This is a genomic window from Thermosynechococcus sp. B3, assembly GCF_030323045.1.
GTDB lineage: Bacteria > Cyanobacteriota > Cyanobacteriia > Thermosynechococcales > Thermosynechococcaceae > Thermosynechococcus.
On sequence record NZ_CP097584.1, the window covers coordinates 1,088,226 to 1,102,601 of the forward strand.

General features: G+C 52.5%; 18 protein-coding genes. 13 read left to right on the plus strand and 5 right to left on the minus strand.

Going from position 1 to position 14,376, the window contains the following annotated elements; translation table 11 throughout:
* Nucleotides 1-169: 169 nt before the first annotated feature.
* From M0646_RS05535 to M0646_RS05555, 5 genes are all read left to right on the plus strand, one after another.
* Nucleotides 170-1,021, plus strand: coding sequence for a circadian clock protein KaiA (locus M0646_RS05535; RefSeq protein WP_286626947.1), 852 nt, complete (start codon nucleotides 170-172; stop codon nucleotides 1,019-1,021).
* A gap of 5 nt (nucleotides 1,022-1,026) precedes the next feature.
* A complete protein-coding gene (gene kaiB, locus M0646_RS05540) occupies nucleotides 1,027-1,353 on the plus strand; it encodes a circadian clock protein KaiB (RefSeq protein WP_286626948.1) in 327 nt (108 codons plus the stop codon).
* A gap of 76 nt (nucleotides 1,354-1,429) precedes the next feature.
* The gene (gene kaiC, locus M0646_RS05545) at nucleotides 1,430-2,986 is read left to right on the plus strand and encodes a circadian clock protein KaiC (protein ID WP_286626951.1); all 1,557 of its coding nucleotides are present in this window, start codon (nucleotides 1,430-1,432) and stop codon (nucleotides 2,984-2,986) included.
* Nucleotides 2,987-2,990: 4 nt separating this feature from the next.
* On the plus strand, nucleotides 2,991-3,911 hold the full coding sequence (locus M0646_RS05550; RefSeq protein ID WP_286626953.1) for an NAD(+) kinase: 921 nt from the start codon (nucleotides 2,991-2,993) through the stop codon (nucleotides 3,909-3,911).
* Nucleotides 3,912-3,971: 60 nt separating this feature from the next.
* Complete coding sequence (locus tag M0646_RS05555) at nucleotides 3,972-5,585, plus strand: HD family phosphohydrolase (protein ID WP_149818904.1); 1,614 nt, start codon at nucleotides 3,972-3,974, stop codon at nucleotides 5,583-5,585.
* On the opposite strand, the gene M0646_RS05560 is transcribed toward M0646_RS05555, so the two are convergent.
* From M0646_RS05560 to M0646_RS05570, 3 genes are read right to left on the minus strand one after another with little or no spacing between them, the layout of a single operon-like run.
* Nucleotides 5,582-6,178, minus strand: coding sequence for a CPBP family intramembrane glutamic endopeptidase (locus M0646_RS05560; protein WP_149818906.1), 597 nt, complete (start codon nucleotides 6,176-6,178; stop codon nucleotides 5,582-5,584). The two genes, M0646_RS05555 and M0646_RS05560, sit on opposite strands and share 4 nt — an antisense overlap.
* A 4-nt stretch (nucleotides 6,179-6,182) precedes the next feature.
* Nucleotides 6,183-6,509, minus strand: coding sequence for a 2Fe-2S iron-sulfur cluster-binding protein (locus M0646_RS05565; protein ID WP_149818908.1), 327 nt, complete (start codon nucleotides 6,507-6,509; stop codon nucleotides 6,183-6,185).
* Nucleotides 6,510-6,551: 42 nt separating this feature from the next.
* Nucleotides 6,552-6,986, minus strand: a complete 435-nt coding sequence (locus tag M0646_RS05570) for a thioesterase family protein (protein ID WP_149818910.1) — start codon at nucleotides 6,984-6,986, stop codon at nucleotides 6,552-6,554.
* A gap of 148 nt (nucleotides 6,987-7,134) precedes the next feature.
* On the opposite strand from M0646_RS05570, the gene M0646_RS05575 reads away from it, so the two are divergent.
* Complete coding sequence (locus M0646_RS05575; protein WP_286649947.1) at nucleotides 7,135-8,145, plus strand: WD40 repeat domain-containing protein; 1,011 nt, start codon at nucleotides 7,135-7,137, stop codon at nucleotides 8,143-8,145.
* Nucleotides 8,146-8,233: 88 nt separating this feature from the next.
* Here M0646_RS05575 and sufB read toward each other — a convergent pair whose 3' ends face one another.
* The gene (gene sufB / locus M0646_RS05580; RefSeq protein WP_286649948.1) at nucleotides 8,234-9,670 is read right to left on the minus strand and encodes a Fe-S cluster assembly protein SufB; all 1,437 of its coding nucleotides are present in this window, start codon (nucleotides 9,668-9,670) and stop codon (nucleotides 8,234-8,236) included.
* A 121-nt stretch (nucleotides 9,671-9,791) separates the two neighbouring features.
* Here sufB and sufR point away from each other — a divergent pair, with 121 nt between their 5' ends.
* The 5 genes from sufR to aroQ all read left to right on the plus strand — a co-directional run bounded on the left by sufR (nucleotide 9,792) and on the right by aroQ (nucleotide 12,466).
* The gene (sufR, locus tag M0646_RS05585) at nucleotides 9,792-10,451 is read left to right on the plus strand and encodes an iron-sulfur cluster biosynthesis transcriptional regulator SufR (protein WP_149818916.1); all 660 of its coding nucleotides are present in this window, start codon (nucleotides 9,792-9,794) and stop codon (nucleotides 10,449-10,451) included.
* A 1-nt stretch (nucleotide 10,452) separates the two neighbouring features.
* Entirely contained in the window at nucleotides 10,453-11,331 is an 879-nt protein-coding gene (locus M0646_RS05590; protein WP_286649949.1) for an alpha/beta fold hydrolase, read from the plus strand.
* 50 nt (nucleotides 11,332-11,381) lie between these two features.
* A complete protein-coding gene (psb28, locus tag M0646_RS05595) occupies nucleotides 11,382-11,714 on the plus strand; it encodes a photosystem II reaction center protein Psb28 (RefSeq protein ID WP_149818920.1) in 333 nt (110 codons plus the stop codon).
* A gap of 126 nt (nucleotides 11,715-11,840) precedes the next feature.
* On the plus strand, nucleotides 11,841-11,969 hold the full coding sequence (locus tag M0646_RS05600) for a hypothetical protein (protein WP_286626960.1): 129 nt from the start codon (nucleotides 11,841-11,843) through the stop codon (nucleotides 11,967-11,969).
* 50 nt (nucleotides 11,970-12,019) lie between these two features.
* Nucleotides 12,020-12,466, plus strand: a complete 447-nt coding sequence (aroQ, locus tag M0646_RS05605) for a type II 3-dehydroquinate dehydratase (RefSeq protein ID WP_190278250.1) — start codon at nucleotides 12,020-12,022, stop codon at nucleotides 12,464-12,466.
* Here the strand turns inward: aroQ and M0646_RS05610 are convergent.
* Nucleotides 12,463-13,002 (minus strand): YqeG family HAD IIIA-type phosphatase, encoded by a 540-nt coding sequence (locus tag M0646_RS05610; RefSeq protein WP_286626962.1) that lies wholly within the window; start codon nucleotides 13,000-13,002, stop codon nucleotides 12,463-12,465. The genes aroQ and M0646_RS05610 overlap by 4 nt on opposite strands.
* Nucleotides 13,003-13,145: 143 nt before the next feature.
* On the opposite strand from M0646_RS05610, the gene M0646_RS05615 reads away from it, so the two are divergent.
* Both M0646_RS05615 and M0646_RS05620 read left to right on the plus strand, forming a co-directional pair.
* Nucleotides 13,146-13,643: an HNH endonuclease gene (locus tag M0646_RS05615; RefSeq protein WP_149818924.1), complete on the plus strand. Its 498-nt coding sequence runs from the start codon at nucleotides 13,146-13,148 to the stop codon at nucleotides 13,641-13,643.
* 8 nt (nucleotides 13,644-13,651) lie between these two features.
* The gene (locus M0646_RS05620) at nucleotides 13,652-14,362 is read left to right on the plus strand and encodes a Crp/Fnr family transcriptional regulator (RefSeq protein WP_149818926.1); all 711 of its coding nucleotides are present in this window, start codon (nucleotides 13,652-13,654) and stop codon (nucleotides 14,360-14,362) included.
* Nucleotides 14,363-14,376: the final 14 nt, after the last annotated feature.

The following is a 14,376-nucleotide window of genomic DNA, read 5'->3' on the forward strand; positions in this document are numbered from 1 at the left end:
ATGCCGCTTTACACAGGCTTTGCCATTCTTGAGTGTGTTCTGTCCTTGTGAGCAGGGCTGTTGGTCCTAAGCTTGTAATGAAATGGCAACACTCCTCCAGAAAACACTGCCACCACCAGCGAGAAAGTGATAGGATGCTATCAGATGCAAACTCAAGTTCTGAAAGCACGTGGCGCAGTCAACCGCACTAACAATCTGTGGCTTAGTTTACTCGCCCGCTATTGGCCAAGAATTAGTCCGTTTGCACAACTCCGACATCGATGAACTGGTTTACTTTTCCAACGAGAGAGAGTTTTGCACTTACCTAGAGCAGCGGCGCAATAATGTCGCTTGTTTAATTTTAGAATGGGGAGAGGGTACGCCGCAAATCATTACCTATCTTCACCACAGCGTCACACTCCTGCCCGCGATCATTGTCTTTCCTGCCGGCACCTCACCCGTTCCGCCGGGGCCGCACTACCACATTGCTGAAATCATTCTTACCGCTGACAACCTCCACCAGCTCAACCACCAAATTGAGGAAGCCATTACGGGATTTGTCAAACTCTGTCCGGGTTGTGCGGTGCCGCCCCATGTCATGTTTCGCATGCCAGCCCTGAAAGAAAGTAGTAATGTCGATCCGCAGCATCGTCTTTCCCAAAAATTGAAGGAGCGGCTCGGCTACCTAGGGGTCTATTACAAGCGAGACACGGAATTTTTCTTCCGCCGTATGTCCACTGCCGATAAACGCAAGCTGCTGGACGAATTGCGCTCAATTTATCGTACCATTATCCTTGAATACTTTAACACCGATGCCAAAGTTAATGAGCATATTGACGAGTTTGTTAGTAAAGCGTTCTTCGCGGATATTTCTGTTTCCCAAGTGCTAGAGATTCACGTCGAACTCATGGATAACTTTTCCAAGCAACTCAAACTCGAAGGTCGTAGTGAGGACATTTTGCTCGATTATCGCCTGACCCTCATCGATGTCATTGCCCATCTGTGCGAAATGTACCGTCGCTCAATTCCGCGTGAGGTGTAGTTTCTATGGCCCCACTGCGGAAAACCTACGTTCTCAAGCTCTATGTGGCTGGCAACACCGCCAACTCCGTGCGTGCCCTCAAGACCCTCAATAATATTCTTGAAAAGGAATTTAAGGGGGTTTATGCCCTCAAAGTCATTGATGTCCTAAAAAATCCGCAACTAGCGGAGGAGGATAAAATTCTAGCAACTCCAACCCTTGCCAAAGTTTTGCCCCCACCGGTGCGCCGCATCATTGGTGATCTGTCCAACCGAGAGAAGGTGCTCATTGGCTTGGACTTGCTGTATGAAGAAATTAGCGAGCCAGCGGATGATGATCTCAGCTTGGAATAGGCGCAGTGGTTAGAGTATCTCAGTTTAGAATAACCTTTTGGAATTTTTGGCAGCATACTGATCTAAAAAATCTTCTATGACGAACCTACCTGAAAGTCAGTTCAGTACAACTGGGCAATCCCCTGCGGAAGTCAAGAAAATCCCAACAATGATTGAGGGATTTGACGACATCAGCCATGGGGGACTTCCCCAGGGACGCACCACCTTAGTCAGTGGCACCTCTGGCACAGGGAAGACCCTTTTTGCAGTTCAGTTTCTCTACAATGGCATTACGATTTTTAATGAGCCGGGTATATTTGTTACATTTGAAGAGTCTCCCCACGACATTATTAAAAATGCCCTGAGCTTTGGCTGGAATCTGCAAAGCCTCATTGATCAAGGTAAGCTCTTTATCCTCGATGCTTCCCCAGATCCCGATGGTCAGGAGGTGGCTGGGGATTTTGACTTATCTGCTCTGATTGAGCGCATTCAATACGCAATTCGCAAATACAAAGCGACACGCGTCTCAATTGATTCCGTAACAGCCGTTTTTCAGCAGTACGATGCCGCCTCGGTGGTACGGCGAGAAATTTTTCGCTTGGCGTTTCGTCTGAAGCAACTGGGCGTGACCACCATTATGACCACGGAGCGGGTAGATGAATATGGACCAGTGGCGCGTTTTGGGGTGGAGGAATTTGTCTCCGACAACGTGGTGATTTTACGTAATGTGCTTGAGGGGGAACGGCGGCGGCGCACTGTAGAAATTCTCAAGCTGCGGGGCACCACCCACATGAAGGGGGAATATCCCTTTACGATCAACAACGGCATCAATATCTTCCCCTTGGGAGCCATGCGTCTTACCCAGCGCTCCTCCAATGTGCGGGTGTCTTCGGGGGTCAAGACCCTCGACGAGATGTGTGGCGGCGGCTTCTTCAAGGATTCCATTATTTTGGCCACGGGGGCAACGGGTACGGGCAAGACCCTGTTGGTGAGCAAGTTCTTGGAGACAGGCTGCCAGCAGGGGGAACGAGCCTTGCTGTTTGCCTATGAAGAGTCAAGAGCGCAGTTGTCTCGCAATGCCTCCTCTTGGGGAATTGATTTTGAGGAGCTAGAACGGCGAGATCTGTTGCGGATTATTTGTGCCTACCCTGAGTCTGCGGGACTAGAGGATCACCTACAGATTATTAAATCCGAGATTGCTGACTTTAAGCCCTCACGGGTGGCCATTGACTCCCTTTCTGCTTTGGCGCGGGGGGTAAGCAACAATGCCTTCCGTCAGTTTGTGATTGGGGTTACTGGATTTGCTAAGCAGGAGGAGATCACCGGCTTTTTCACCAATACGACCGATCAGTTTATGGGCTCTAACTCCATTACCGAGTCCCATATTTCCACGATCACAGATACGATTTTGCTGCTGCAGTATGTGGAAATTCGCGGTGAAATGTCCCGGGCAATTAACGTCTTTAAGATGCGGGGTTCGTGGCACGACAAGGGCATTCGCGAGTATGTCATCACAGAAAAGGGCGCCGAGATCCGCGATTCGTTCCGTAACTTTGAGGGGATTATCAGCGGTACCCCAACCCGTATTGCGGTGGATGAAAAAACAGAGTTGGCACGGATTGCCAAGGGAATGCAGGATCTAGAGAACCAGTAGCCCCATGCAGCTCAACCAAGTCATTGTGGTGCACAAGGCCGGCGATCGCCAGAGCAAGGAATGGGCGGATCGCGCCTCCCGTCAATTGCAACAGCGTGGCGCCAATGTGCTTGTGGGGCCGAGTGGACCTAAGGACAACCCCTACCCCGTCTTTATGGCCTCGGTAACAGAGCCCATAGATCTGGCCATTGTTCTGGGGGGAGATGGCACTTCCTTGGCGGCGGCACGGCATCTGGCTGCGGCGGAGGTTCCGATTCTGGCGGTCAATGTGGGGGGGCATTTGGGGTTTTTGACGGAACCATTAGAGCTGTTTCGCGATATGGAGGCGGTTTGGGATCGCCTTGAGCGGGATGAGTACGCCATGCAACAGCGAATGATGCTGCAAGCCCAAGTGTTTGAGGGATCAAAATTGCATCCTGAAGTGGTGGGCGATCGCTACTATGCTCTGAATGAAATGTGCATTAAGCCGGCATCTGCCGATCGCATGATCACCGCCATCCTCGAAATGGAAATTGATGGCGATGTGGTGGATCAGTACCAAGGGGATGGGTTGCTGGTGGCCACCCCCACCGGCTCCACCTGCTATACGGTCGCCGCCAATGGCCCCATTTTGCATCCGGGGATGGAAGCGCTTGTGGTGACGCCGATTTGCCCCTTGAGTCTTTCGAGTCGCCCCATTGTCTTGCCTGCACGCTCGTCAGTGAGCATTTGGCCGTTGGATGATCACAGCCTCAATACTAAACTGTGGATGGATGGCGTACTGGCCACCTCCATCTGGCCGGGACAGCGGGTACAGGTGACGATGGCCGATTGTCAGGCACGCTTTATCATCCTGCGGGATCACTACTCTTTCTATCAAACGCTACGGGAGAAGTTGGCTTGGGCAGGGGCACGCATTCCTTACCACAACAACCACCGCAATTAGATCACAACCCCATGCTGGCAACGCATCTATAATGGGCGCATTCCTCACGGGTCTTTTGCGATGATTGTCAGTCCCCTTGAACGAGCGGTGCTTGGATCGAGTGCCGAAACGCTGGTCGATCAGCTTCTGGAAATTGGCATTGCCCTTTCCGCGAGCCAATCCCTAGAGGAACTACTGCATCTCATTCTCACGAAAAGTCGCCAAATTACTGCTAGCGATGCCGGCACAATTTTTCTAGTTCAGGGCGAACGGGCAGTTCTGGAATTTAAGGCGGCTCAAAATGATAGTGTTGCTCTCCCTGAGCAGGTACAGGACACTACAGTCCCCCTCACCCCTGATAGCTTGGTGGGCTATGCCGCCCTCACGGGGGAATCCCTGAATATTCCCGATGTGTATGCCCTAGCGGGAAACGAGCTGTACCAATTCAATCGTTCTTTTGATGAAGCCCTGCGCTATCGAACCTGCTCGGTGCTGGTGGTACCAATGCAAAATGTCAGTGGTGAGGTGATTGGGGTGCTGCAGCTGATTAATCGCAAGCGATCGCCCGACACCCTGCTGACGCCAGAAACCACTGTGGCTCTCACCCAACCCTATAGCCCTTGGGAAGAACACATTGTGCGATCGCTGGCCAGTCAGGCCGCTGTGATTATTGAGCGCAACCATCTGCTGGAAAGTATTGAACAGCTCTTTGAGGGCTTTGTCACCGCCTCAGTACAAGCAATTGAGGTGCGGGATCCCACGACGGCGGGACATTCGGAACGGGTGGCAGCACTGACAGTACGCTTAGCGGAGATCACCCATGCAACCTCAAGGGGGGTCTTTCGGGAAGTCTCCTTTAGCGATCGCCAACTGCAAGAGATTCGCTATGCAGCGCTGCTCCATGATTTTGGCAAGGTGGGTGTGCCGGAGGCTATTCTCAACAAGCAAAAGAAACTCTACCCTGAACAATTGGAGGTGATTCGCCAACGGTTTGCCCTCGTGCGCCGCACCCTAGAAATGGAAACGGCTCAAGCCAAGGTGAACTATCTCCTGTGTCATCCCCACACGGTTCATAGCCCAGAACAGGCCTGTCACCACTGCGCCTTTTTGCGTCACTTCGATGAGGAACTCCGCCAACAACTGGTCACCCTCGAAGCCTATTGGCAGTTGCTCGAGCAGGCCAATGAGCCGCAAATTCTCGATCAAGAACCCCTTGCCCGCCTTCAGGAATTAACCCAGTTTTATTATCGCGGGACTGATGGCGAACTCCATCCCCTGATTACGGCCAGCGAACTGGAACAACTCTTGGTGCGGCGAGGGAATCTTACCCAACAGGAGCGGCGGCTCATTGAGGCCCACGTCACCCATACCTACCAGTTTCTCTGCCGCATTCCTTGGACACCCCACCTAAAAAATGTGCCGATCATTGCCTATGGTCACCATGAGCGATTGAATGGCAGTGGCTACCCGCGAGGTATTGGGGCGGCGGAGATTCCTTTGCAAACCCAGATGCTGGCGATCGCCGATATTTACGATGCCCTGACGGCCAAGGATCGCCCCTACAAAAAGAGCCTACCCGTGGATGCGGCCCTAGAGATTCTGTGGCAGGAGGCCAAGGAATTTAAGATTAATCCCGATCTCGTTGAACTCTTTGAGCAACAGGAGGTCTTTCGGGTGCTGGGGCACCAGCGCTAGGGTTGATGGGGAGACGATCGCAAAAAGGAGACTTTCCAAAGCGTAGCCGCCAGCCAATTAGTACAGGTATGGGCGACGATCGCTAGGAGTAAATTATTCATTGCGACGGCACTATAGGCAAACAGCCCGCCCACAATGGTTGCCCACAGGGCATAGGGCCACTGCTGCCGCGATCCAGCGTGCAAAATACCAAAGCACACCGAGCTACCGATGATCCCTGCCCAGTTGAGACCCAAGCTTGGTAGGAGCACCCCGCGAAAGAGCAGCTCTTCACTGAGGCCGGGCAGAATGCCAATCCAAAATAAATCAGGCCACAGCAGCGGTGAAAGTACCAGTTTCAGGTAGGTATCCGACGCATGGCGGTAGGCGGGCCAGAGGCGATACAAAATAGCCCCCATCCCCGTAATTCCTAAGCAGAGGACAATCCCTAAAACCACTGCCCAACCATCCCAGCGCAGCGGCAGAAGTCCCCCGGAAAAGGGGGTCAATAACCACACCCGCGCCAAAATCAGCCACAGAATGGCTGTCAACGCCATGGCCACTAAGACCTGCGTACGACTCAGAGGCTCATCGGGCAGGGGGGACTCCTCCATAGGCCTACGCTTTCTGGAATTGACCAAATTGGAAGTTATAGACCTCTTCCTCTTTTTCAGAGATGAGTTTGAGATCTGAACAGGGGCGAGCCACACAGAGGAGCACATAACCTTTTTCCCGCAGTTCGGGACTCAGCCCCATGGCATCGCCGTGATCAACGGTGCCCTCTTGAATTTGGGCGGCACAGGTAGTGCACACCCCGGCATTACAGGAACTGGGGAGATCAATGCCGGCAGCGGTGGCCGATCGCAGGATGGGTTTATCGGCACTGGCTTCAAACGTGTAGGTTTGTCCTTGGTGCAGGATTTCAACACGAAAGGTTTGGGTCATTCTTGCAGTGAGCTATGACGCAACATCTTTCCTATTATCCCCCTAATCCTCGCGATCGCTGGTTTCCTCTGGTGCGGACTTTAGCCAGCGGCTCAAAGGTTCAGGGATGGCGACCCGTTGGCGTTCTTGCAGGCAAATGTGTTGCGTCTGGGCAATGGCCACCCGATCGCCCCCCGCATTGTAGAGGGTATAGGTGAGTTGAAAACGGCTGTGATCCAGTCTTTGGGGGTCAATGGTCACCCGCAGGCGATCGCCACAGTAGAGGGGCTTCAAAAAGCGCACCTGCGCCTCCGTAATCGGCACAATCAAGCCATTGTTGCTAAAAAATTGCCGCAGATCCACCCCCAACTGGGCAAGGACATCCTCATAGGCCTCATGGCAAAACCGCAGTAGATTAGCAAAGTAAACTACCCCAGCGGCATCCGTGTCAGCAAAATGAACCGTGCGCTCATAGTCGCGAAGGGGTGTTGTATTCATTGATGACCATCCCATAGGGTTGCCCAACACAAGTCATACGCAAAAACGTGCCACAGCCTTTATTGTTAATGTAGGGTACAGCCCTTTCGCAAGCTATTGGGGTACGGGACGGATGAGTAACAAAGGCAGTTCTGATCTTCGGCTTCTTTTGAGCACACTTGTCATCAGCGGCTTGGTCGCAGGACTAGCCTATTGGCAACTCAGTCAACGCTGGACGCCCTCCCCCGATCAGAATGGTGGCTCCCCCACAGAAACCACCTCCAAGTGGCAAAAAATTGCCCTCGCTACGACGCTGCGCGGCCATCAAGATGAAGTGAACGCGATCGCCCTCAGTCCCGATGGCAATTTACTCGTCAGTGGTGGCGACGATCGCAAGCTGTATTTTTGGAATTTGGCTACGGGAACTGCCCTCGGACAAGCCACCGGTCACACCGATTGGATCTACGCCCTTGTGATCACTCCCGATGGTCAAACCGTGATTAGCGGCAGCAAAGACAAAACCATCAAACTCTGGGGTGTGAGCGATCGCCAGCTCCAAGCCACCCTCAGTGGCCACCAAGATTTTGTGAATGGCTTAGCTCTTAGTCCCGATGGCCGCACCCTTGCCAGTGCCAGCTATGATCACACCGTCAAACTGTGGGATCTCCCTAGCCGTCAGGAAATCACTACCCTAAAGGGCAATGAGGGCATCATGCTCAGCGTTGCCATTAGTCCCGATGGGCGTTTTTTAGCCACTGGCGGAGTGGATAAGCTGATCCGCATTTGGGATTTGCCCTCTCGCCGCCTCCTGCGCACCCTCGAAGGACACACCAGCGATGTCAATAGCCTCGCCTTCACCCCCGACAACAGCCAACTAGTGAGCGGCAGTGACAAAGACGGTATCAAAGTCTGGAACCTAGCCACAGGAGAACTCCAGCATCAGTTTGGCACCGAAGGTGGGCAAGTCTTTAGCGTGGCGGTGAGTCCCGATGGCAGCACCATTGCCAGTGGCCACGGCGATCAAACCGTCAAACTTTGGTCTCTCTCCGGCCAGTCATTGCGCACCCTCAAAGGCCACTCTGGTGCCGTGTACAGTGTCATTTTTGGTCAAGATCAACTGATTTCCGCCAGTGAAGACCGAACCATTAAGGTGTGGCGCCTCTTTCCCGGAAGCTCATAGAGAACTTATATGTCTCAACTGCGAAGCAAAAAAAACGGCTAAGATGCCCAAGAATCTTAGCCACGGAGAACAACGGCTTGAATCTTCTTTAGCCAACACTCCCCTCGAGCTTCAGGCTCAGCAGGCGATCGGCCTCGACCGCGAATTCCATCGGCAACTGGTTAAAGACATCGCGACAGAAGCCACTAATCATCATTGAGACCGCATCTTCGGCAGAAATGCCCCGCTGAGCAAAGTAGAAGAGTTGATCCTCACCAATTTTTGAGGTTGAGGCCTCATGCTCCACCTGTGCCGTGGGATTTTGTACCTGAATATAGGGGAAGGTATTGGCGGCTGCCGTATCACCAATGAGCATCGAATCGCATTGGGAATAGTTGCGTGCCCCTGTGGCCTTCGGCCCAATTTTCACCAAGCCGCGATAGCTATTTTGGGAGTGCCCTGCCGAGATCCCCTTGGAGACAATCGTGCTGCGGGTATTCTTACCAATGTGGATCATCTTGGTGCCCGTGTCCGCCTGCTGGTAATGATTGGTGAGGGCAACGGAGTAGAATTCACCCACGGAATTATCCCCCACCAAGACACAACTGGGGTACTTCCAAGTAATGGCTGAACCCGTTTCCACCTGTGTCCAAGAAATTTTGGAGTTGCGGCCAAGGCAGAGTCCACGCTTGGTCACAAAGTTATAGATGCCCCCCTTGCCGTTTTCATCGCCAGCGTACCAGTTTTGCACCGTGGAGTATTTGATTTCGGCATTGTCAAGGGCAATCAGTTCTACGACTGCTGCGTGGAGTTGATTGGTATCGAACATGGGAGCAGTACAGCCTTCAAGGTAGCTCACATAGCTGCCCTCATCAGCAATAATCAGCGTGCGCTCAAACTGCCCCGACTCACCATTGTTAATGCGGAAATAGGTGGATAGCTCCATCGGACAGCGGGTGTTCTTGGGAATATAGACAAAAGAGCCATCGGAAAAGACGGCGGAGTTCAAAGCAGCATAGAAGTTATCGCCAATGGGGACAACGCTGCCCAAGTATTTCTGCACCAACTCGGGATATTCGTGGAGCGCTTCAGAAATGGAGCAGAAAATGATCCCCTGCTTGGCCAACTCTTCACGGAATGTGGTAGCCACTGACACGCTATCGAAAATGGCATCGACGGCCACATTGCTCAGCCGCTTTTGCTCGGAAAGGGGAATCCCCAGTTTCTCAAAGGTTTCCAGCAGGACGGGATCCACTTCATCCAAGCTCTTCAGCTTTTCCTTTTGTTTTGGAGCTGAATAATAGACAATGTTTTGGTAGTTGATGGGGGGATAGCTCACCCGTGGCCATGTGGGTTCGCTCATCTTCAGCCATTGGCGATAGGCCCGCAGGCGAAACTCCAGCATGAACTCTGGCTCGTTCTTTTTGGCAGAGATGAGGCGGATAATGTCTTCATTGAGACCGCGGGGAATGGTTTCCGTCTCAATTGGGGTGACAAAGCCGTATTTATAGGGCTGATTGACGAGGGATTGTACCGTTGCCGACATCGAGTGTTCTCTTGGGTGAAGGAATGGCCAAAATTTAGAGTATATTAAGCAACAAGATGGTTGCTTTATCCCTAGGACTAATTTAGCAACAAAACGGTTGTTTTAGTCAAGGGGGCGTTGCGTGACGCTCACATCAGATACTAAACAGGACATCTTACACTGCCTTCTCCGCGACGGTCACCTCAGTGCCCAGGAGTTGGCGGCACAACTGGCGATTAGTCCGCAAGCGGTGCGGCGGCACCTCAAGGATCTAGAGGCGGAGCAACTAGTGACCTATGAAGTCCTGTCGGGTACGGTGGGGCGTCCCCAATACCGTTACACGATTAGCGAGGCGGGACGAGAGGAACTACGGCAACTGCAACTGCGGCAACAGTCGAGTCAGACAAAGGGCTTTGCCGTTGAACTCTTGGAATCCGTAGCAGCAACCCTTGGCCCCGAGCAGATGCAGGACGTATTGCAGGCAGCTTGGCAGCGCAAGGCATTGGCCTATCGCGAGCAAATGGGAAGCGGTACTTTGGCGGAACGCTTGGCACGACTGGTGGCCCTGCGGCGACAGGAAGGGTATATGGCAGAGTTTTACCCTGTGAGTGAACCCCAAGGTGCCTATCTCTTTACGGAATACAATTGTGCAATTTCCGCCGTTGCCCAGTCTTTTCCCACCGTCTGTAATCATGAGTTAGAGATGTTTGCGATCGCCCTTGGGGATTGTGCTGTGGAGCGCACCCATTGGCTTGTGGATGGTGAACATCGCTGTGGTTACCTGATTCGTCCTCTGAAGTAGCATGGCCTTTTGTCCGCCCACCTTTGTCCAGCAGAGCTTCAGCACCAGCAGTGGCCGTATGGTCTATTACACCCCCAGCGATCGCTACTGGGGTCAGGTGCAATCTCGCCCTCCCCTTGTCTTTCTCCACAGTTTGGGGGGTGGTTCTAGCCACTACGAGTGGTCGCAGGTGTATCCTGCCTTTGCGGCTCGCTACCGCGTTATTGCCCCGGATCTGATTGGTTGGGGGGAGTCGGATCACCCCGCCCGTGACTACACCAGCAGCGACTACTGGCTGATGATTGCTGAACTGCTGCGCATGCTGGGTTCCCCTGTGCCGGTGGTTGCTTCCTCCCTAACGGCGGGCATTGTGGTGCGCTTGGCGATTCAACAACCCCATCTTTTTGAGCGTTTGTGTCTAGTCTGCCCCAGTGGATTCAATGACTTTGGTGAAGATCAAGGACAGGCGATCGCCAATGCCCTGCTGAGGGTGCCGATTCTTGATCGCCTCATTTACACCGTTGCTGCTGCTAACCCCTTGGCGGTGCGCAACTTCCTCACCCAATTTATTTTTGCCGATCCGCAGCGGCTACGCTCGGAAACTGTTGAAGCCTACTTGGATGCCGCCTGTCGTCCCAATGCCGAATGGGCAGCTCTGGCGACCCTGAAGGGAAATCTCTCCTTTGATCTCAGCCAGTATTTACCCCAGTTAACGATCCCCACCGTGATCCTCTGGGGAGAAAAGGCCAAGCTCACGCCCCTTTCTCTAGGTCAGCGACTCTATGCCACCGCCCGCGATCGCCTGCAACAGTTTCACGTGATCCCCAAAGCAGGGGTCTTACCCCATCTGGAGCAACCCGAATGGGTGATCTACAGCCTGCGGCGCGATTTCTTGCTTTAAGTTGTTCCCGATACAGGTATCCTAGAAGTATTGCTTGAAGTGTTGGTGCAATGGCAGAAATTCAATTTATCCGTGGCGTTGATGAAGAAGTGGTTCCCGATGTGCGTTTGACGCGGGCACGGGATGGCAGCAGTGGTCAAGCCATGTTTTACTTTGATAACCCGAAAATCGTCCAAGAGGGCAATTTGGAGATCACGGGGATGTACATGGTGGACGAAGAAGGCGAAATTGTTACCCGTGATGTCAATGCCAAGTTCATTAACGGTCAGCCCGTTGCCATTGAGGCCACCTACACGATGCGCAGCCCCCAAGAGTGGGATCGCTTTATTCGCTTTATGGATCGCTACGCTGCCAGCCATGGCCTTGGCTTCCAGAAGTCCTAACCAGTCTTAAATTGATCGGGTGCCGATTCAAAAAGATTGTGCTAGCTTAAAGTTACGATGCCTTTTTTGTCTTTATTCAGGACACAGGGCATCTGCAAGTTCTATAGCGATACAGTAGGGACATCAATGGATTATCTAGAGAGCCTGCTTGACACCCTCAAATCGTGGTTAAAAAAACTGTTGGAACTTCTAGGTGGCGCCGAGCCCACCCCTGAGCTGGAGCCAATTCCGATTCCCGTGCGCGATCGCCGATAGAGCGACAGCATTCAACAAAATTGAGTCAGTTTTGAACGGTTAGGTTAAGCTTGGCCTTTCATATCTTGGTGCTTCATGGCCCCAATCTAAACCTGTTAGGGCAACGGGAGCCGGGGATTTATGGGGTTGTGACACTAGCGAGCATCAACCAATCTTTGGCAGCCTTGGCGCAGGAGTTAGGGGTAACCATTGAGTGCCTCCAATCCAATCATGAAGGGGTCTTGGTAGATGCGATTCAAGAGGCAATGGGGCGTGCCCAAGGCATTTTAATTAACCCCGCCGCCTATACCCACACCAGCGTAGCTCTACGAGATGCGATTGCTGCGGTTGCCCTGCCCACTGTGGAAGTTCACCTGAGTAACATTCATCAACGGGAAACTTTTCGCCATCATTCCTACATTGCGCCGGTGGCGATCGGTCAAATTGCTGGCTTTGGTGCTGATAGTTATTTGTTGGGGTTACGGGCACTGGTCAATTATTTACAAGCAAAAGGCTAATTCTCAGCGGGGCGCGCGATCGCCAGCGGTGTTCCCAACTGTCGTGCCAGCCAAAATTCCAGATTGCGTACCCAAGATTTACCATCAAGGCGCTTGACAAGAACGGGTTGCACCAAGATCGTGAACATCCCCAAGCGATTGCCCACGAGAATATCCGTAAACAGGCGATCGCCCACCATGGCCACCTGATCATAGGGCAAATTCATGGCTTGCACGGCCTGACGAATCTTACGCCGCGAGGGCTTGCCCGCCCCCATCAAAAAGGGTAACTCCACCTGCTGGGCAATACGTTCAATGCGGCGATGGTTCAAGTTATTGCTCACTAGCCAGATCGGCATCTGATGCTTGATCTCCAGTAGCCACGCCAAAATTTTCGGCGGCAGATCTTCATCCCACGTGGGGAGGAGCGTATCATCCACATCCAACACCATGCCCCGCAGATGATATTTTTCCAACAGACTGGGGTGCAACTGTTCAATGGTGCTTTCAAGAATTAAATCCGGTTGCAGCAGTGCTGCTAGAGACCCAGTGGCCATTGAAAACGCAAATAACGAAGAAGAAGCTTCTGCCAGACTATCACGATCCCAGGGGAGAGTGGGAACTGCAAAAATCTTTCCTAGTGTTACTCCAATCACAAAGGATATGCTACCATCTGAGAGAATGCCGCGTGTCAACGGATATGGCGAAGGTTCTGGTACTCAATGCCTCCTATGAACCACTCAATATTACGAGTTGGCAACGGGCAGTTGTCCTTTTAATCAAGGGCAAGGCGGAGCAAGTCGAGCACAACGGCAAGATGGTTTACAACAATTTTCCCTTGCCGACCGTCATTCGTCTGCGGCATTATGTCGTCACTCCCTACAAAGAAATTCCCCTTACTCGCCGCAATATCCTGCATCGAGATGGCCATTCTTGCCAATACTGTGGCTATACCGGGGATGAGCTCACCCTTGATCACGTCATCCCCAAATCGCGCGGTGGCGGTGAAACTTGGGAAAATATTGTGACCGCCTGTGTTCGCTGTAACGTCAAGAAAGGGAATCGCACCCCTAAAGAAGCAAATATGCCCCTACGGCAAACACCGCGTCGTCCCATTAGTAGTTTGTACTTCGAAGTCACGAAACACGTGCGCACCGGCACTCATCAAGAGTGGCGGAAATATGTCATCGGTGTCTAAAGGTTGTTATGTCAAGTATTGAGACCGAAAACTTTAGTCAACTCTTTCCGCTTTTTGGTGCCAGTTCCCAAGAGGCGCTTTCCTCGATGCTCTCAGTGGCTTGGCATAACACCTACCCGGCGGGGCGTGCCATTCTAATTGAAGATGCGTGGGGCAATGCAGTTTACTTTATCCTCGCAGGCTGGGTGAAGGTGCGACGACTGCTCGCCAATGGGGATTTCATGACCCTAGCGATCCTTGGGCCGGGGGATTTTTTTGGTGAAATGGCCATTCTTGACCAATCACCCCGCTCAACAGATGTGGTGGCGCTGTGTCCAGCGGAAGTTTTGTCTGTGCCGGCGCAAAAATTTGTCCATGTCCTGCGCCATGAGCCGGATCTGCACTATCGGATGCTGCAATTGATGGCACAACGGCTACGCTTGACCAATACGCGCATTGAACTGTTGCACAAACCTCCTGCCGTCAAACTAGCCCATGTCTTGGTGAATTTGGCACGGCGCTATGGTCAGCATCCAGGGGGCAATGCCAACACAGCCGTGATTTTCAATGTGCCCATCAAGGATTTAGCGGATGTGGCTAACATTAGCCCTGATGAAGCCCATCAACTGCTGGATAAACTGGTGGCGAAAAACTGGATCAAGATTGATGCGGCCAAGCAACAACTCCAAATTCTCAATTTGCCGCAACTAGAGCAATTGGCACAGCAAGCGGTGAATTAAAGTTCTGTTGGCTT

Coding starts and splice junctions, on each gene's coding strand:
- M0646_RS05620 (WP_149818926.1), top strand. CDS start 13,652: ATGTCAAGTATTGAGACCGAAAACTTTAGTCAACTCTTTCCGCTTTTT.
- M0646_RS05565 (WP_149818908.1), bottom strand. CDS start 6,509: ATGACCCAAACCTTTCGTGTTGAAATCCTGCACCAAGGACAAACCTAC.
- M0646_RS05555 (WP_149818904.1), top strand. CDS start 3,972: ATGATTGTCAGTCCCCTTGAACGAGCGGTGCTTGGATCGAGTGCCGAA.
- M0646_RS05570 (WP_149818910.1), bottom strand. CDS start 6,986: ATGAATACAACACCCCTTCGCGACTATGAGCGCACGGTTCATTTTGCT.
- psb28 (WP_149818920.1), top strand. CDS start 11,382: ATGGCAGAAATTCAATTTATCCGTGGCGTTGATGAAGAAGTGGTTCCC.
- M0646_RS05560 (WP_149818906.1), bottom strand. CDS start 6,178: ATGGAGGAGTCCCCCCTGCCCGATGAGCCTCTGAGTCGTACGCAGGTC.
- kaiB (WP_286626948.1), top strand. CDS start 1,027: ATGGCCCCACTGCGGAAAACCTACGTTCTCAAGCTCTATGTGGCTGGC.
- M0646_RS05615 (WP_149818924.1), top strand. CDS start 13,146: ATGGCGAAGGTTCTGGTACTCAATGCCTCCTATGAACCACTCAATATT.
- M0646_RS05610 (WP_286626962.1), bottom strand. CDS start 13,002: ATGGCCACTGGGTCTCTAGCAGCACTGCTGCAACCGGATTTAATTCTT.
- sufB (WP_286649948.1), bottom strand. CDS start 9,670: ATGTCGGCAACGGTACAATCCCTCGTCAATCAGCCCTATAAATACGGC.
- M0646_RS05590 (WP_286649949.1), top strand. CDS start 10,453: ATGGCCTTTTGTCCGCCCACCTTTGTCCAGCAGAGCTTCAGCACCAGC.
- kaiC (WP_286626951.1), top strand. CDS start 1,430: ATGACGAACCTACCTGAAAGTCAGTTCAGTACAACTGGGCAATCCCCT.
- M0646_RS05550 (WP_286626953.1), top strand. CDS start 2,991: ATGCAGCTCAACCAAGTCATTGTGGTGCACAAGGCCGGCGATCGCCAG.
- M0646_RS05600 (WP_286626960.1), top strand. CDS start 11,841: ATGGATTATCTAGAGAGCCTGCTTGACACCCTCAAATCGTGGTTAAAA.